General features: G+C 60.0%; 13 protein-coding genes and 1 pseudogene. 8 read left to right on the plus strand and 6 right to left on the minus strand.

Annotated elements, in window-relative coordinates; translation table 11 throughout:
* Window positions 1-10 precede the first annotated feature (10 nt).
* Window positions 11-1,819 carry a TnsD family Tn7-like transposition protein gene (locus LJ655_RS09170; protein ID WP_230560929.1) on the plus strand — a complete coding sequence of 603 codons (1,809 nt, stop codon included), beginning with the start codon at window positions 11-13 and terminating at the stop codon, window positions 1,817-1,819.
* Here the strand turns inward: LJ655_RS09170 and LJ655_RS09175 are convergent.
* From LJ655_RS09175 to dnaA, 5 genes and pseudogenes are all read right to left on the minus strand, one after another.
* Window positions 1,808-2,749 (minus strand): hypothetical protein, encoded by a 942-nt coding sequence (locus LJ655_RS09175; RefSeq protein ID WP_230560930.1) that lies wholly within the window; start codon window positions 2,747-2,749, stop codon window positions 1,808-1,810. The two genes, LJ655_RS09170 and LJ655_RS09175, sit on opposite strands and share 12 nt — an antisense overlap.
* Before the next feature lie 294 nt (window positions 2,750-3,043).
* Window positions 3,044-3,604 (minus strand): annotated as a pseudogene (locus LJ655_RS30335) (TniQ family protein); the annotation flags it as partial.
* Between the two features lie 421 nt (window positions 3,605-4,025).
* Window positions 4,026-6,497 carry a DNA topoisomerase (ATP-hydrolyzing) subunit B gene (gene gyrB / locus LJ655_RS09180; RefSeq protein ID WP_230560931.1) on the minus strand — a complete coding sequence of 824 codons (2,472 nt, stop codon included), beginning with the start codon at window positions 6,495-6,497 and terminating at the stop codon, window positions 4,026-4,028.
* Between the two features lie 114 nt (window positions 6,498-6,611).
* The gene (gene dnaN, locus LJ655_RS09185) at window positions 6,612-7,715 is read right to left on the minus strand and encodes a DNA polymerase III subunit beta (RefSeq protein WP_230560932.1); all 1,104 of its coding nucleotides are present in this window, start codon (window positions 7,713-7,715) and stop codon (window positions 6,612-6,614) included.
* A 276-nt stretch (window positions 7,716-7,991) separates the two neighbouring features.
* Window positions 7,992-9,590 (minus strand): chromosomal replication initiator protein DnaA, encoded by a 1,599-nt coding sequence (gene dnaA, locus LJ655_RS09190; RefSeq protein WP_230560933.1) that lies wholly within the window; start codon window positions 9,588-9,590, stop codon window positions 7,992-7,994.
* Window positions 9,591-9,971: 381 nt separating this feature from the next.
* Between dnaA and rpmH the strand changes: the two genes are divergently transcribed.
* The 4 genes from rpmH to yidC all read left to right on the plus strand — a co-directional run bounded on the left by rpmH (window position 9,972) and on the right by yidC (window position 12,637).
* Entirely contained in the window at window positions 9,972-10,106 is a 135-nt protein-coding gene (gene rpmH / locus LJ655_RS09195; protein WP_004198824.1) for a 50S ribosomal protein L34, read from the plus strand.
* 19 nt (window positions 10,107-10,125) lie between these two features.
* A complete protein-coding gene (gene rnpA / locus LJ655_RS09200; protein WP_425605788.1) occupies window positions 10,126-10,605 on the plus strand; it encodes a ribonuclease P protein component in 480 nt (159 codons plus the stop codon).
* A 112-nt stretch (window positions 10,606-10,717) separates the two neighbouring features.
* The gene (yidD, locus tag LJ655_RS09205; RefSeq protein WP_187632646.1) at window positions 10,718-10,948 is read left to right on the plus strand and encodes a membrane protein insertion efficiency factor YidD; all 231 of its coding nucleotides are present in this window, start codon (window positions 10,718-10,720) and stop codon (window positions 10,946-10,948) included.
* Between the two features lie 30 nt (window positions 10,949-10,978).
* Complete coding sequence (gene yidC, locus LJ655_RS09210) at window positions 10,979-12,637, plus strand: membrane protein insertase YidC (protein ID WP_230560935.1); 1,659 nt, start codon at window positions 10,979-10,981, stop codon at window positions 12,635-12,637.
* A 140-nt stretch (window positions 12,638-12,777) separates the two neighbouring features.
* On the opposite strand, the gene LJ655_RS09215 is transcribed toward yidC, so the two are convergent.
* Entirely contained in the window at window positions 12,778-13,185 is a 408-nt protein-coding gene (locus LJ655_RS09215) for a transcriptional regulator (protein ID WP_008921740.1), read from the minus strand.
* Window positions 13,186-13,566: 381 nt separating this feature from the next.
* On the opposite strand from LJ655_RS09215, the gene mnmE reads away from it, so the two are divergent.
* The 3 genes from mnmE to LJ655_RS09230 all read left to right on the plus strand — a co-directional run bounded on the left by mnmE (window position 13,567) and on the right by LJ655_RS09230 (window position 16,740).
* The gene (mnmE, locus tag LJ655_RS09220) at window positions 13,567-14,961 is read left to right on the plus strand and encodes a tRNA uridine-5-carboxymethylaminomethyl(34) synthesis GTPase MnmE (RefSeq protein ID WP_230560936.1); all 1,395 of its coding nucleotides are present in this window, start codon (window positions 13,567-13,569) and stop codon (window positions 14,959-14,961) included.
* 181 nt (window positions 14,962-15,142) lie between these two features.
* Window positions 15,143-16,333, plus strand: a complete 1,191-nt coding sequence (locus tag LJ655_RS09225; RefSeq protein WP_230560937.1) for a tyrosine-type recombinase/integrase — start codon at window positions 15,143-15,145, stop codon at window positions 16,331-16,333.
* Window positions 16,334-16,578: 245 nt separating this feature from the next.
* Window positions 16,579-16,740 (plus strand): hypothetical protein, encoded by a 162-nt coding sequence (locus LJ655_RS09230; protein WP_230560938.1) that lies wholly within the window; start codon window positions 16,579-16,581, stop codon window positions 16,738-16,740.
* The last annotated feature ends 186 nt before the right edge of the window (window positions 16,741-16,926 follow it).

The following is a 16,926-nucleotide window of genomic DNA, read 5'->3' on the forward strand; positions in this document are numbered from 1 at the left end:
GGAGGGGTATTTGCATGCTATAACTACGGATGGCGAGACTATTTTTGGTATCGCAGCACGATGGCACAAGCGGAGCGGGAATCGTTCGTCCGGAGATTCGTTGCTGGAGCTTTTCGGCTCTCGCAAAGTGGTCGCAGCGAATTCTCTACCGGGCAATTTGTTCAGATTTTTTACGGCATTGGGCTTGGACCCTAATGACCACGCTACCCTCGCTGAGACACATACGGCACTACCCTATTGGCGATCGTTTGTTGCGGCAGATATGTATCGGAGTGCCCTGAAATCCATGCTTCACAGGGCAGCTGCGGATGTCAAACTCACTTTGGGTCTTGTGAGCAGCGGAGTCGGGGCGGGAAATGTCGCACGGTTTTGTCCCGAGTGTGCAAACGAGGACTCGCGCACACTCGGCATTGCCACGTGGCATCGAGTACATCAACTGCCCGGCGTGTTAGTGTGCCCAATTCATGCGATTCCCCTGCTTGTCGTTGATACCGGTATTTTGGAAAAAAGTCGGCATGCTCTGTTTCTACCTGAGGAGACGATTGCATCCTGTACGATGCCGGCCGCGCAGTGGTCAGACGGTGCGATCGACAGTCTCTTGACGGTCGCGCGACTCAGTTCGGAATTTCTCAACACTGAGCCCAATGCATCGACTCCTTGGCAACTGCTGCGTACTCGGTACATCGACCATCTTGAGCGTGTGGATCTCATCTCTTCTGGTCGACGCGTCAGAGTCGCTGAATTTGGGAACAAAGTCCGCTCGCGCTGGCAAGATGTGTCGGAAATTGAGCCATTTTCCGATCTCTTGTCTCAGGGAGACAGATGCCCAGTCTGGCTTTCAAAGCTCGTCAGAAAGCAGCGGAAACCGTCACATCCGATCAAACACCTCATGTTGATCGGAGCTTTGTGCCCCTCGTTCAGAACATTTCAGACGGCGTATCACGTGCGGAAATCAGTACCTATCGCGACGACAGTGTCTGATCGACCTCAGATAGCTGATCGTGTCATCGCGCTGATGCGCGGTGATGCGATGACAGCTACTCGAGTGTCTAAGTCATTGGGCGTTGATTTACATACGGTCGTCACGATCGCGCATCGTCACGGTCTGAAAGTCGATCGCCGCCCAAGCAAAATCTTTTCGGAGACAAGAGCGCAAATTGTCCAGCGATTGAAGGTTGGCGATCCTGTCCACTCGATCGCAGAGAACCATGGTGTTTCTATCGCGACCATCTATCGTATCCTTGGGCAGAGCAGAAAAATCTCTGCTCTTCGGCAACGACATATCGCGAATTCTACAAAGCAGCGAGCGAGAGGCCAATATCTTCAAGCACGGGCCGATTTCCCGGACGACTCGGCAACACAACTACGTGAGCGTTTGGCCGCGGCTGTCACCTGGCTGTATCGGAATGATCGCGTATGGCTGACTGAACACAGCCCTGTTTCACCGGCCCGACCGCTCGCAAAGCACAGCGTTGACTGGCACTCGCGGGATGAAGAGTTAGTTGACGAACTTCGGCGGACGGCTGAGACCATTCGTGAGGCTACATCCCCTTTGACGAGGGTCTCTGTTGCAGAGCTCGGTCGACGGCTAGGTAAAACCTCTTGGCTTGAAAAACATCTCAACAAGCTACCGATGACCCGACGTGCTCTGTCTGAGATTACTGAGTCGATACCGTCCTTTCAGGCGCGACGCGTGCGCTGGTGGGAGCAGCAAATGTTCGAGGCCGACGGCGTCCCCCCAGCTCCTTCCCGGATCCTTCGGCTCGCCGGGCTAACCCAACAACCACGTCATATGCAGGATGGCGCCTCAAAGACGTAAGCGATTTTTTCCCGCTCGACCGCGCATGGGAAATATGCGGCCCGGACACGGCCCGAGCCACTGACGATCTATTCCCCAATCAGCTAGTGTCTCCATGATGCTGGCTGGATGCTTTGTCGCCGTGACTTCTCTCGCTGCGCAAAACTGAACTAACTCTTTACAGCGATGCCACTCGACCCCAGATTGATTCCGTAATTCATCGGCAGACCACGTTCCGGCAAGAGGTTGTCTTCGCGCCCACAGCACTCTTCTAATATAGAAATGCCAAGCCGACTCGACGGATTTCTCAAGTTCGGCAGAAAGTTCTGGGTACGCGTCAGTATTAACAATCGATTTGTGGCGCCAACCGGCTAACTGTAAAAGTTGGGAGCGTGACGCGCGGACTGGACGTGCCTCTGACTGATAAAACTCGGTGGTCACGCTCTTCAGCTTCTCAGCCCAAACATCATCGTCTGGTTTTGCGTTCGCTCGTCTAGTAGCACTACCTGGTTTTATTTTGCTTGATAGCCTTCTTAGCGCCTTTTCTAATTTGGGTAGGGCCTCCGCATCCCGCTTGAGCAAGCGCTTCATGATTCCATAGTGCGCTTGCCACAAAGCATCCAACGTCTTAACTTCCATTTGCTTCGCCGCCTCAAGTACCGTCTGAAACAGGTCAATCTTGGGCGCGATCTCTGCCTGCCCCTCGGATTCGCTGCGCTGTCGCAAGCGAACTGGGTGGCTGGCCTCGAGCAGCATGCGTTGATACTCGGCGAGGAATTGCTCCGCATCCTCAAATATGAAGTACGAGAGCAGCAAGTGCCGTCCGAGCGGGACATCCCATGTCACGCTCTCAACTAAGGTATGGAACCAGCCGCTGATCTTTTCAGTGCGGCAAGCGGGATCGACTCGCTGGATTAGTTCGTCGCCAAGCGACTCGCGTAGGGCGCTCATGACTGCATTCCGATTGACCGCGTTGCCGCGCCTATAACCTAGTTTTATCAGTCCGTTTCGGTACATCTTGACTAAGCCGCTCCGCGAAAGGCTTGAGACATTCGACTCCAGCAAATCAATGCAGAACCTAGCGAATTCAAGCATCTTCGAGTTCTGCGGATCTGGGGCCTCTGCGGTCAGAGCAGTCGAGCTTAGCCCGCACGCTGGGCATCCTTTCCATGGAAACAGCACGAGGTCGTTTTTGCGTTCGAAGGGGCAACGACAGGTTGGGCAGCGGTCGAGGAGAGGTGTGCCATGCCGATAGCAAACGGCCACTCCCGGTATCTGGTGAGCGCGTTTGATGGAGGGTGTGCCGAGGTTTCTCTCGTCATCCGCGAGGCAGCATGGACACAAGCGTGTCCAACCCGACTCCAAGATGTTCCTTTTAGGTAAGGGTTGCAGTGCTGCATCCACGCTGTCTAGGGTGCCAATCGCCCCAAAGCGGGCGCCATTGAACATTTCAAACAGCGGGAAAAGTGTGCTCTCACGCAGTATGCGGAGCGTCGTTTCTGCGAGGTCACCGTCAAACCTCGTCGCGAGCGCACCGATGTGGGATGGAATCCGATGCGTCAGCTGAAAAGGAGCCCTGTGAAAGAGCTCCTCGTAGGTATCGCGAGTCGTCGAGTTCCCACTAGCGATATGCAATCGGCAAACCTGCGACACCAGGCTCTCGCCTGGGATGGGAGGCGCGACTAAGGTAAGTAACTCGGACGGAGCAAGGATACCGGATGCTTCTGCCGAGCCCTGATCGCTGACTGATGCACCGGAATTGCTACCAAGAAGACCACTCTGCTTTACTGGTGCCTGAACGCTCATAAGCCAATACGGCGTTCCTATGGCACGCCGGCAAAACCTAACGGATCAACTTATTTGATAAGCGATCAACATATTTGAAAAACGGGCCACAATATTTGCAAAAAGGCGAACATATTTGCAAATATTCACAAGCAGCGCCCCCGTCGCCTCACTCACTCCACCGTCACCGACTTCGCCAGATTCCACGCTTTGTCCACATCAGATTGGAAGACATCAGCAAGATTGCCGACGACCTGGCGAACCGCAGTCCGGGAGTTTTCACCGAAAAAACAACGGCCACCTCATAAAGGTGGCCGTTGTTTCTTACGGAATCACGCTTGACTGGATGTCATCAGCTTGAGCTATCGGGACGCGTCATTCAATAAAAGTCTCACCCGATGCATCCCAAAATCTCACGTTATGGTTCCTGCTACACTACCCCTCAAACATCAATATTCCCCGCCCTCAAAGCATTAGACTCAATGAAAGCCCTCCGCGGCTCGACATCATCCCCCATGAGCGTAGTGAAAATGCCGTCGGCAGCAATCGCATCCTCAATCTGCACCCGAAGAAGACGCCGCACTGCAGGATCCATAGTCGTCTCCCAGAGCTGCTCCGGATTCATCTCCCCGAGCCCTTTATAGCGCTGCTTGGAAACATTCCGTTCAGCATCCGCGAGCAACCACTTCATCGCACTCTTGAAGTCACTAACCGCCATACTCCGCTCGCCGCGCTTGATCACCGCACCGGCCCCGATCAAGCCTTTAAACGTATTAGCGGTAGTCACAAGCTGCTGATAATCCGCAGTCAACTGAAACTCTTCATCGAACACAGAAATCTTCTGATTCCCATGATGCGTCCGCGCGACGCGCAGCGAGCGCAGTTCCCGCACCGGGTCGTACATCGTGGTCACGGTCACATCAGGCTTCAGTGCGTCATCCCGCAGCTTCGCTTCGAGCGCGCGAGCCGAAGCCTCGGCCGCCTGCTCGCTGGAGAGATCGATCGCGACACCATCCATCACCGCCTCGAGCGCGCCAGCGTCATACAGTCGGCTCAAACGATCAACTACCGCCTGCGCCAACAGATAAGCCCGCGCCAACTCACCCAACGCATCCCCGGTAATCGGAGTCGCACCTTCAGAAGCCACCAGCTCGGACCCCTGCAACGCGAGTCGAAGAATATGAGCGTTCACTTCCGACTCATCCTTCAGATACCGCTCGTCCTTCCCCGCCTTGATCTTGTAAAGCGGCGGCTGCGCGATATAGATATACCCGCGCTCGATCATCTCCGGCATCTGCCGATAGAAGAACGTCAACAACAGTGTCCGGATGTGCGCCCCGTCGACGTCAGCATCGGTCATGATGATGATGCGGTGATAGCGCAGCTTCTCGAGGTTGTAGTCTTCCTTGCCGATCCCGCAGCCAAGCGCGGTAATCAGCGTGACGATCTGTTCGGAAGAGAGCAGCTTGTCGTAGCGCGCCTTCTCGACGTTCAGCACCTTGCCGCGCAGCGGCAAAATAGCCTGAAACTTCCGGTCACGCCCCTGCTTCGCCGACCCGCCCGCCGAGTCACCCTCGACGATGTAAATCTCCGACTTCGCCGGGTCCTTCTCCTGACAATCCGCGAGCTTCCCAGGCAAGCCTACGCCGTCGAGCACGCCCTTGCGCCGCGTCATCTCGCGCGCCTTGCGCGCCGCATCGCGCGCACGCGCCGCATCGACGATCTTGCCGCAGATGATCTTCGCGTCGCCCGGCGTTTCGAGCAGGAATTCCTCGAGCGCTTTCGCCACCACTTCTTCCACCGGCGCGCGCACTTCCGACGACACCAGCTTGTCCTTCGTCTGCGAGCTGAACTTCGGCTCCGGCACCTTCACCGACAGCACGCACGACAGCCCTTCACGCATGTCATCGCCCGACGTTTCGACCTTCGCCTTCTTCGCGACTTCGTGATCGGCGATGTACTTGTTCAGCACGCGCGTCATCGCGGCGCGCAGCCCGGTCAGGTGCGTGCCGCCATCGCGCTGCGGAATGTTGTTCGTGAAGCACAGCACGTTTTCGTTGTAGCTGTCGTTCCATTGCATCGCCACTTCGACGCCCACACCGTCCTTCTCGCCCATGATGTGGAAGATGTTCGGGTGCAGCACGGACTTGTTCTTGTTGATGTATTCGACAAAACCCTTCACGCCGCCGACGAACGCGAAATCCTCTTCCTTGCCCGAGCGCTGATCCAGCAAACGAATGCGCACACCGTTATTGAGGAACGACAGTTCGCGAATCCGTTTCGCGAGGATGTCGTAGTGATATTCGACGTTGCCGAAAATCGTCTCGTCGGCCATGAAATGGACTTCGGTGCCGCGATTTTCAGTGTCGCCGATCACCTGCATGGGCGACGTGGTCACGCCGTCGACTTCTTCGAGCACGCGGTTCTGCGGCACGCCACGGTGGAATTCCATGAAGTGCTTCTTGCCGTCGCGGCGCACGGTGAGGCGCAGCCACGCCGACAGCGCGTTCACGCACGACACGCCCACGCCATGCAGGCCGCCCGACACCTTGTAGCTGTTCTGGTCGAACTTGCCGCCCGCGTGCAGTTCGGTCATCACGATTTCGGCGGCGCTGCGCTTCGGATCGTGCTTGTCGTCCATCTTCAGGCCGGTCGGCACGCCGCGGCCGTTGTCGGTGATCGATACGGAGTTGTCCGCGTGGATGATCACCTGGATGTCGTTGCAATGTCCGGCCAGCGCTTCGTCGATCGAGTTGTCGAGCACTTCGAACACGAGGTGGTGCAAACCGGTGCCATCCGATGTATCCCCGATGTACATCCCAGGCCGCTTGCGCACGGCTTCCAGACCTTCGAGGATCTGGATGGACGAGGCGCCGTAGCTGTTATCGGGCTGCGTATTGTTCGTTTCAGTCATGGATTTTTTCCGGTTCTGCGTTACTGCAAGGTTGCTGCTCTGGACTTTTCAAAACGCCATAAAAACGCCAAAGGGGCGCTGCGCCCCTTGGTGTTTTTCTTGATGTTAGACGCGTCAGATACGCATCGGCATCACCACGTACTTGAATTCGTCGTTCTCGGGAATCGTGATCAACGCGCTGGAGCTGGCGTCACCCAGGCTCACCTGCAGCATGTCGACCTTCAGGTTCGCGAGCACGTCGAGCAGGTACGTGACGTTGAACCCGATATCGACGCTGTCGCCGTCGTATGCGATTTCCAGTTCTTCCTGCGCCTCTTCCTGATCGGCGTTGGTCGACGTGATCTTCAACTGGCCCGGCTCGACGATGCAGCGCACGCCCTTGAATTTGTCCGAGGTCAGAATCGCCGCGCGTTGCAGCGAGCGCTGCAGTTCCTCGCGACCAATCTGGAATTTGTTCTTGTGCGACTTCGGAATCACGCGCTGGAAGTCGGGGAACTTGCCTTCCACGAGCTTCGACACGAGTTCGACCTGGCCGAACGTGAATTTGACCTGCGTCTGCGCGATGTCGATCTTGACCGTGTCGTCGATGTCTTCGAGCAGGCGCTGCAGTTCGAGAATCGTCTTGCGCGGGATGATCACTTCCTGGCGTGCGAACGAGCCCTCGATCTTCATCGACGAGAACGCGAGACGGTGGCCGTCCGTCGCGACTGCCATCAGCTGGTCGCCGTCCACCACCAGCAGCATGCCGTTCAGGTAGTAGCGGATGTCCTGCTGGGCCATCGAGAAATGGACCATGCCGAGCAACTGGCGGAACGTCTTTTGCGGAACCACGAGGCTCGCGCCGTAGTCTTTAGCCTGAGCGACGGTCGGGAATTCGTCTGCGGCGAGCGTTTGCAGTGCAAAGCGGCTTTTGCCGGACTGCACGGTCAGGCGCTTGTCGTTCAGCGTCAGCGTGACCTGACCTTCGGGCATCGCGCGCAGAATGTCGAGGAGCTTGCGCGCCGCCACCGTGGTCGCGACCGAATCGCCGCCCACGCCAAAATCGGCGCGCGTGGTGATCTGCAACTCGAGGTCGGTCGACAGGAACGATACGTCCGGACCGTTCTTGGTGATCAGCAAATTGGCGAGGATCGGCAACGTATGGCGGCGTTCGACGATGCCGCTCACGGTTTGCAGCGGCCTGAGGAGGTTATCGCGTTCGGTCTTGACCAGTTGCATAGGGTTCCTTCGTTGATATAACGGCCTGCACGCCTTAAGGGACAAGCTTTCCAGCGTGCAGCCGCGGCTCCCCGCCGGCGCCATGAAAAGCGCCCGACACGGCGTGAAATCCGCCCGCGGCCGCCGGGCGGTTAAACCTGTATTGTGCCTGAAAACGGGACCGCCTCACTAAATTGGGGGCGAGTTTGGGAATAAACAGGTCGATTTTGCGGAGCTTGCTCCGGGTTGCTGCCAGGTTGCCTGTCCCCTGCCCGTTTTCCTGCTTTTCATGCGCGCCTAGCCCTTCAGCGTCTGCTCCAGCACGTGCAGTTCGTGGTTCAGCTGCGCGTCCTTGCTGCGCTCGTCGGCGATCTTGCGCACCGCGTGCAGCACCGTCGTGTGGTCGCGCCCTCCGAACAGCTCGCCGATCTCCGGCAGGCTCTTCTGCGTCAGTTCCTTGGCCAGATACATCGCGATCTGCCGCGGCCGCGCGATATTCGCCGGACGCTTTTTCGAATACATGTCCGCGACCTTGATGCTGTAGAAGTCGGCGACCGTTTTCTGGATGTTTTCCACGGAGATCTGGCGGTTCTGAACCGTGAGCAGATCTTTCAGTGCTTCCTTCGTCAGCTCGATCGTAATTTCGCGGCCATGGAACTTTGAATAAGCGAGGATCTTGCGTAGCGCGCCTTCGAGTTCGCGCACGTTCGAGCGCAAATGCTTCGCGACGAAGAACGCAACGTCCTCGCTCAGGCTCACGAATTCCGATTGCGCCTTGCGCATCAGAATCGCGACGCGCATTTCCAGCTCGGGCGGCTCGATCGCCACGGTTAGACCGGAGTCGAAGCGCGAGATCAGGCGGTCGTCGATACCCGAGATTTCCTTCGGATACGTGTCGCTCGTGATGATCACCTGCGCCTTGTTCGCGACCAGCGCCTCGAATGCGTAGAAGAATTCTTCCTGCGTGCGCGACTTGCCTGAAAAGAACTGAATATCGTCGATCAGCAGCAGGTCGAGCGAGTGGTAGTAGCGTTTGAAGTCGTCGAATGCCTTGCGCTGGTACGCCTTCACGACGTCGGACACATACTGTTCCGCGTGGATATAGCGGATGCGCGCGCCGGCTTTGTCCATCAGCAACTGATTGCCGATCGCATGGATCAGGTGGGTCTTGCCGAGACCTACACCGCCATACAGGAACAGCGGGTTATACGAGATGCCGGGGTTGTCCGCGACCTGGATTGCTGCGGCGCGCGCGAGCTGGTTCGCCTTACCGGTCACGAAGTTGTCGAAGGTCAACACGGGATTCAGCTTCGAGCGCTCGTACATCGAGTCGTTCTCGCCGCTGCCGGCCGCGCCTGCTCCCTGGCCCGGACGCCACGTGCGGCGCCCGGCGGCGGCTTCGTTCGCGTCGAGGCTCGGCAGATCGAGATCGGCGGCATCGTCGGCGGCGCTGCGCGCGTTTGCGTTTTGCGCGGCGAGCGCCGCTGTCGCGGCTGCGGGATTCGCGCGCGCGGTCTGGGCCGCCTGCACGGCGCCCACGGCCGCATCCACGGCGGCGACGCCACCGGCATTTCCGCCCTGCGGCGCGACCGAAGCCGGACGTGCGGAGGATGACGCCGGCGCAGCCCCTGCCGGGCCGCGCATGCCGGCCTTCGGATCCAGTACGAATTGCACTTCCACCGGCGCGTGCCAGAAATCGCGGGCCATATCCGCGATGCGGCCGGAGAACTGGCTCTTGACCCAGTCGAGCTTGAAGCGGTTCGGCGCGGCGATGCTCAACGTGTTCGCAGCGGCGTCGAAGGCGACCGGGGCCAAGGGTTTGATCCACGTCACGTATTGCTGGGGCGTAAGCTCACGCTCCAGCAATGCGGAACAGTGTTGCCAGAATTCGTTCATCAAGTTGCTGTCGTTATGGTGTGCACGGCGGTCGCCGCTGCTCCTGTCGCGCGCGCAACAAGGCCCTGAGCAGCCAGGCGTAACGGCCCCAGGCGCTTGTACCACAAGGGTTTGCGGGACAAACGTGCCGGAGCGACGTGCAACATTTTTGGGAAGTAAGGCGAGATTCTAACGCCAAAATGGAGCCGCCAGTGAGTTATCCACAGGGACGGATCGTCTGACCCGGCAAGCGCGGGCCGCGCCGAAAGATGGCTAAACTATTGACGGCCAACGGAAAACCAGTTTAAATAGCGGGTTCCGCGAAAACCAATTTCAGTAAACCACCGGCCATTGCGCTTTCAGCGATGATCGCGCGGTTTTTTTCGATCAAGTGAGAGCAACATGAAACGTACTTACCAACCTTCCGTTACCCGTCGCAAGCGCACCCATGGCTTTCGCGTTCGCATGAAGACCGCTGGTGGCCGCAAGGTCATCAATGCACGTCGCGCGAAGGGTCGCAAGCGCCTCGCAATCTAAGGCAAGTGGATTGCGCGCTGTGACCGAAGCCCGCGGCGAAGCGGGAGCGGCCGGGGCGCAGCAACCGGGCTCGGTTCCGTTGCGAGCGCAAGCCAACTTCCCCAAAGCCGCAAGGCTACTAAAAACGGATGAATTTTCATCCGTTTTTCGTTTGCGGCCGTGGCGCCGTACCGCGCATTTCGTCGTGTACGGCCGGCCCACCGGCAACGAGGCGCGTCTTGGTCTCGTGGTCGGCAAGAAGTATGCCCCGCGCGCGGCCACGCGTAATCTGGTACGCCGGATCGCTCGCGAAGCCTTCCGGCTGCGTCGCGCGGAATTCGGCGGTTGGGATGTGCTGCTGCGTCTACATACGCGTTTCGACAAGAAAGCGTTGCCGAGCGCGTCGTCTTCGCCGTTAAAGACGCTGTGCCGCAGCGAAATCGAGGCGTTGCTCGACAAGGCAGCGCGCGAAATTACCCGTCGTCAGGCGCCGCCCGCGGAGGCGCCCAGGACGGATTGACGCAGTGACCACCCGCACCAAGGCCGCCGCCATTCGCGTGGCGCCGGCAGCTTCAGGGCGCGGGCGTCGCCCGGTACTTCACGTTGCGCGGCGCCCCCCCGCCGCATCTGCCATGCAAACGGTACTCATCGCTTTATTGCGTTTTTACAAGCTTGCCGTGAGCCCCATGCTCGGCAACCGGTGCCGCTTTTACCCTTCCTGCTCTGATTACGCGCGCGAGGCAATCCAGTATCATGGCGCCGCGCGCGGGACTTATCTCGCCGTGAGGCGTGTTTGCCGCTGTCACCCGTTTTCCGCGGGCGGCATCGATCTCGTCCCGCCACCCACTTCTGAAAAGCGCTGACGCGCCGTTCCATCGACACTGAGACAACGCATGGATATCAAACGCACCGTCCTATGGGTCATCTTTTTCATGTCAGCGGTCATGCTGTTCGACAACTGGCAACGCGACCACGGACGCCCGTCGATGTTCTTCCCGAGCACGACGCCGAGCCAGACCGCAGGCAGCGCCGCGCCGGGCACCACGACCCCGGGAACCCAGCCGGCCGATCTGCCGGCCACCACCGCGGCCGCGCCCGGCAATGCGCCGGCGGCTGCACAATCGCAACTCGTGAAGTTCAGCACCGACGTCTATAGCGGCGAAATCGATACGCGCGGCGGCACGGTGTCGCGCCTGTCGCTCGTCAAGCAGGGTGACGGCAAGCAGCCGGACCTCGTGATCACGCTGTTCGACAAAACGAACAATCACACGTATCTGGCGCGCACCGGCTTGCTGGGCGGCGATGTCCCGAATCACAACGACGTCTTCACGCTGATGCCGAATCAGCCGACCCACCTCGCTGACGGTCAGAACTCGTTCCAGATGAGCTTCGAGTCGCCGGAAAAAGGCGGACTGAAGGTCATCAAGACGTACACGTTTACGCGCGGCAGTTATGTGATCGGCGTCGAGACGAAGGTCCAGAACGTCGGCACCACGGCGGTGACGCCGCAGATCTATATGGAACTCGTGCGTGACGACCAGCCGGTCGAAACGCCACGCTTCTCGCACACGTTCATCGGACCGGCTGTCTACACGAACGAGCACCACTTCCAGAAGATGACGTTCAGCGATCTGGACAAGAACAAGCAGAACTTCGCGACGTCGGCCGACGACGGCTGGGTCGCCATGGTCCAGCATTACTTCGCGACGGCGTGGATTCCGCAGGAAGGCACAAAGCGCGAGTTCTACGCCGAGAAGATCGATCCGTCGCTGTATCGCGTCGGCATGAAGCAGGCGCTGCCGACCATTCAGCCGGGCCAGACCGTCAGCGTGTCCGCGCGTCTGTTCGCCGGTCCGGAAGAAGAGAAGATGCTCGAAGGCATCGCACCGGGGCTCGAGCTCGTGAAGGACTACGGTTGGGTCACGATCATCGCGAAGCCGCTGTTCTGGCTGCTGTCGAAGATCCACAGCTATGTCGGCAACTGGGGCTGGTCGATCGTGCTGCTCACGGTGCTGATCAAGGCAGTGTTCTTCCCGCTGTCGGCCGCGAGCTACAAGTCGATGGCGCGCATGAAGGCGATCACCCCGCGCATGCAGGCGTTGCGCGAGCGCTTCAAGGGCGACCCGCAGAAGATGAACGCGGCGCTGATGGAGCTGTACAAAACCGAGAAGGTCAATCCGTTCGGCGGCTGTCTGCCGGTCGTGATCCAGATTCCGGTGTTCATTTCGCTGTACTGGGTGCTGCTGTCGTCGGTGGAAATGCGCGGTGCGCCCTGGATTCTGTGGATTCAGGATCTGTCGCAGCAGGACCCGTACTTCATTCTGCCGATCCTGATGGCCGTGTCGATGTTCCTGCAGACCCGCTTGAACCCGACGCCGCCGGACCCGGTTCAGGCGAAGATGATGATGTTCATGCCGATCGCGTTCTCGGTGATGTTCTTCTTCTTCCCGGCGGGCCTCGTGCTGTACTACGTCGTGAACAACGTGCTGTCGATCGCGCAGCAGTACTACATCACGCGGATGATGGGCACCTCGAAGGCGAAGCCGGCCTGATGTTCCGTGCCGCGGCGGCCGGCATGGCCGCCGCCGGCACAAGCTGAAAACGAAAAGCCGCCCGGTGCGAACCGGGCGGCTTTTCTTATGGTGCGATTGAAGGAAATGCGGCACGCGGCCGCGTGATCATTCTTCGTCGATCATTCTTCGTCCGAATCTTCACCGTAGAAGCGCACGATCATTTCCTCGACGAGGTTTCGGTCTTTCGGCGTCAGCGATGCGATCTTCGACGCCAGCTCGATCGTTTCGGGTGTCGGCGGGTATTTTTCGCCGCGTGCCATCGGTCTTGCGCTCGTGCCGGGCGGCGGTCCGTAATGGAGCCAGTGCTCCTTGACGTTCAACCATTCGGCGAGTGTGCGCAACTTGTCCGGCTTTGGAATCGTCGTGCCCGTCAGCCATTTGTGCGCGGTCTGTGGTGTCACGGGACGCTCGCCGTGATAGCGAAGATTGAACTGCTCGGCGAGTTTGGTCCCGCCGCGAATTTTCAGCGGCTCGAGCAGATCTTTCAGCCTCCTCGCGAAGGCGGCTTTTTCTTTGTCGGTTGGCATGTGCCAGATTGTGCAATTCAGCATCCATCCAGTTGACAACCAGTCGAGCTTAGGTTTCTCTTATTTGAGATAGTTTTAGCTTGTAGCGCACGTTGGACAACGCGTTGCGTGGAATCGGCTTTTTTCATCTCTTTATTGCCTGGCTTGCTTTTCCCTCAGTCGCAAATCCTATCCGGTCTCAGTTCTTCTTAAGCGACGCGGTACTAATCCTAGCTTATCTAAGATAAATACGAGTTTCTCCGACAATAGTCCCAGCGAGTTTGCGATCCGCTTCGCGCCCTTGCCAGCGGCCTTCCGATTCGAGACTCGCGCGTTACAATGCCTCCGCCGTTTCCATCGGCGCGGCCCTGCCCTTCCCCTCGCGTTTTCGCCCGAATTCCCATGCTCACGACCGACTCCGATCCCATCGTCGCCATTGCCACTGCACCCGGCCGCGGAGGCATCGGTGTCGTGCGGATCTCGTTGGGCCGTGCCGGCGAGGCGGCGGCCCAGCCATTGATGCAGGCGCTCACCGGCCAGACGCTCGCGCCGCGGCACGCGAGCTACGTGCCGTTTCTTGATGCCAGCGGCAATCCGCTCGACCGCGGCATCGCGCTGCACTTTCCCGCGCCGCATTCGTACACCGGCGAGCACGTGCTCGAACTGCAAGGCCACGGCGGCCCGGTCGTGCTGCAGTTGGTGATGCAGCGCTGCATCGACGCCGGCCGCGCGTTCGGCCTGCGCCTTGCCGAGCCTGGTGAATTCACGCGCCGCGCATTCCTCAACGACAAACTCGATCTCGCGCAGGCCGAAGCCGTCGCCGATCTCATCGAGGCGAGCACCGAGGCCGCCGCCCGTTCGGCCGGCCGCTCGCTCGACGGCGCGTTTTCGCGCGATATCCATGCGCTTGTCGAAGAGGTGATTACGCTGCGGATGCTGGTCGAAGCGACGCTCGACTTCCCGGAAGAAGAGATCGACTTTCTCGAAGCCGCCGACGCGCGCGGCAAGCTCGCGCGCATTCGCGAGGGTCTCGCGCACGTGCTGAGCGAGGCGCGCCAGGGGGCGTTGCTGCGAGAGGGTTTGTCGGTCGTGCTAGCGGGACAGCCGAACGTAGGCAAGTCGTCGCTGTTGAACGCGCTCGCCGGCGCCGAACTGGCGATCGTCACGCCGATTGCCGGCACGACGCGCGACAAGGTCGCGCAGACGATCCAGATCGAAGGCATCCCGCTGCACGTGATCGACACAGCCGGCCTGCGTGAGACGGAAGACGAGGTGGAGAAGATCGGCATCGAGCGCACGTGGGGCGAGATCGAGCGCGCGGACGTGGTGCTGCATCTGCTCGACGCACGCACCGGCATGACGACCGACGACGAAACGATCGCCGGGCGCTTTCCGCGCGGCGTGCCGGTCGTGCGCGTGCTGAACAAGACCGACTTGACCGGGCTCGCGCCGGCGACCCAGGCGCTCGACGCTGATCTCGAACTCAGCGAGGTGCGACTGTCGGCGAAAAAGGGTGACGGCGTCGCGCTACTGCGCGACGAACTGCTGCGAATCGCCGGCTGGCAGGCGGGTGCGGAAAGCGTCTATCTCGCGCGCGAGCGGCACCTGATCGCGTTGCGCGCGGCCGACGAGCATCTGGCGACCGCCGCCGCACATGCGGAGCAAAATGCCCAGGCGCTCGACCTGTTCGCCGAGGAATTGCGGCTCGCGCAGGATCAGTTGAATTCGATTACCGGTGAGTTCGGCTCGGACGATCTGCTCGGCGTGATTTTCAGTCGATTCTGTATCGGCAAGTAGCTCCAGAGTTGCAAGGCCGCCATGACTCGCCGCCGCACGGCCCACACCGGCCAAATGATCACCATGCCAGCGCGACCGCCAATCACACTCCGTCGACCAAAAACCGGCTTCATTTTTGGTACACAGCCAACACAAAGGATTAGAATGCGCGCTGTCCGAGTCTGATCGTACCGTGTCCAGCATGCCCCGCCTTGCCACCCCGCTCACCGAAGCCCAGATCCGCGCGCTCGAACCGCGCGCAACCCGCTACTGCGTCGCCGACGGCAACGGCCTCGTGATCGAGGTCATGACGACCGGCACCAAGGTCTGGCGCTTCCGCTATACGTTGAACGGCAAGCGTCAACCGCTCGCGACGATCGGCGATTACCGGATGATTTCGCTGCGCGTCGCGCGCGCGAAAGCACAGAAGTACGCGGCGCTCGTCGCGCAGGGTATTTCGCCAGTCGCGACCGCGCGCCGCGATCGCGGCGTCGAGAGCAAGGCCGACGTGCTGCGAGAGGCGGCCGAGCTTTATCTCGCGACGGCGCTGGCCGGCAAGTCGGACGAATATCGCCGCAGCACGCGGCGCGCGCTCGACAAGGACGTGCTGCCGGCGATCGGCAACAAGCCGATCGGCGCGGTCAGTGCCGACGACATCGTCATGATCTGCGAGCGCATCAAAAGCCGCGGCTCGCCGAAAATGGCGTTGCACACGCGTAACGTGATGAAGCGCCTCTACGCCTACCTGATCGCGCGGCAGCTCGCGACCAGCAATCCCGCGCAAGTCGTGCCCGCGCGCTCGATCGCAACCTTCGACAGCCGCACCCGCGTGCTGTCCGGCGCCGAGATCGGCGTCACGTTGCGCACGATCGACACGTCGAACATCCGCCGCCCGCTGAAGCTCGCGCTGCATCTGCTCGTGCTGACGATGGCGCGCAAATCCGACCTCATCGAGTCGACATGGGCCGAGTTCGATCTCGACAACGCGCTGTGGACGATCCCCGCCGCGCGCGTGGGCGCACGCGAGGATCGCATCGTCTGTCTGCCGCGTCAGGCGGTAGCGCTGCTGCGCGAACTGCAGCGAGCACGGACCAGCGAGAAGTTCGTCTTCCCGAGCGTTAGAGGCGACGATCGGCCAATCGCGAAAAGCACGCTGAACCAGGCAGTCAAGGCATTGGGGCTCGACGTGGAGCATTTCGTGCTGCATGACTTTCGTCGCACCGCGTCGATACACCTACGCAACATGGAGCAGCAACCTGGCGCGCAGGGCGACATCGCGCCGCGCGAAGCGAGCGAAGAAGCGAAGCGGCAGCGTCGCCTGCTTCAGAGTTGGGCCGACTTTGTCGACAGCCAGACAGAGGTCGCACGGCAAGCGGCGAACGGTGCGGCGTGACGGCATTGTCATGGGTTTTGGCGCCATGCGACGCTTGCCGTCGTGCCGGAAACGGGATGGTACACAGGCCGATGCGACCTCACCGCAAAGCTACGCAAATAAAAGCAAAGCCATAGAACGATCAGGTTTCGAAACCGACCGGCAACGTGCCTTTTCCGCCTCTCGCGGCCGCCTCACATCGTCGTTCCTTCCCCGCTTCCATCGCCTACACTGAAAAACGGAAGCAAGCCGATACGGAGGTTCCGATGTCTCAATCGATGCTCGCATACCTGATGGGGCCCGCCGTCATGCTGTTGGTTGGCATTGCCATCTGGATGGTGTCGCGTCACCGCGACCCGTCCCAGCCACCCCGGCTCGAGCGCTGGCTCGATACGCATTACGCGGAATGGCTGCATCACAAGCATTAGGCTGTGCCTCAGAAAGAAAAAGGCCGTCGCATTGGGCGACGGCCTTTTTGTCTGCGCGCGCCTCGCGCAAATTGTTCGCGCGCCAGCAGAGCATTTACACGCCCACCACTGCGGCTGAGGTTGCGGCTGCTCACCCCTACTGTTCGGGCGGCGGTGCCGCGTAAACCGAAGCGGGCTGATGCGCGC

It is taken from the genome of Paraburkholderia translucens (assembly GCF_020881035.1).
Classification (GTDB): domain Bacteria; phylum Pseudomonadota; class Gammaproteobacteria; order Burkholderiales; family Burkholderiaceae; genus Paraburkholderia; species Paraburkholderia translucens.

What these genes read in the sequence shown, in the direction of transcription:
- LJ655_RS09175 (WP_230560930.1), bottom strand. Translation starts at nt 2,749, where the DNA reads ATGAGCGCCCTACGCGAGTCGCTTGGCGACGAACTAATCCAGCGAGTC.
- gyrB (WP_230560931.1), bottom strand. Translation starts at nt 6,497, where the DNA reads ATGACTGAAACGAACAATACGCAGCCCGATAACAGCTACGGCGCCTCG.
- dnaN (WP_230560932.1), bottom strand. Translation starts at nt 7,715, where the DNA reads ATGCAACTGGTCAAGACCGAACGCGATAACCTCCTCAGGCCGCTGCAA.
- dnaA (WP_230560933.1), bottom strand. Translation starts at nt 9,590, where the DNA reads ATGAACGAATTCTGGCAACACTGTTCCGCATTGCTGGAGCGTGAGCTT.
- rpmH (WP_004198824.1), top strand. Translation starts at nt 9,972, where the DNA reads ATGAAACGTACTTACCAACCTTCCGTTACCCGTCGCAAGCGCACCCAT.
- yidD (WP_187632646.1), top strand. Translation starts at nt 10,718, where the DNA reads ATGCAAACGGTACTCATCGCTTTATTGCGTTTTTACAAGCTTGCCGTG.
- yidC (WP_230560935.1), top strand. Translation starts at nt 10,979, where the DNA reads ATGGATATCAAACGCACCGTCCTATGGGTCATCTTTTTCATGTCAGCG.
- LJ655_RS09215 (WP_008921740.1), bottom strand. Translation starts at nt 13,185, where the DNA reads ATGCCAACCGACAAAGAAAAAGCCGCCTTCGCGAGGAGGCTGAAAGAT.
- mnmE (WP_230560936.1), top strand. Translation starts at nt 13,567, where the DNA reads ATGCTCACGACCGACTCCGATCCCATCGTCGCCATTGCCACTGCACCC.
- LJ655_RS09225 (WP_230560937.1), top strand. Translation starts at nt 15,143, where the DNA reads ATGCCCCGCCTTGCCACCCCGCTCACCGAAGCCCAGATCCGCGCGCTC.
- LJ655_RS09230 (WP_230560938.1), top strand. Translation starts at nt 16,579, where the DNA reads ATGTCTCAATCGATGCTCGCATACCTGATGGGGCCCGCCGTCATGCTG.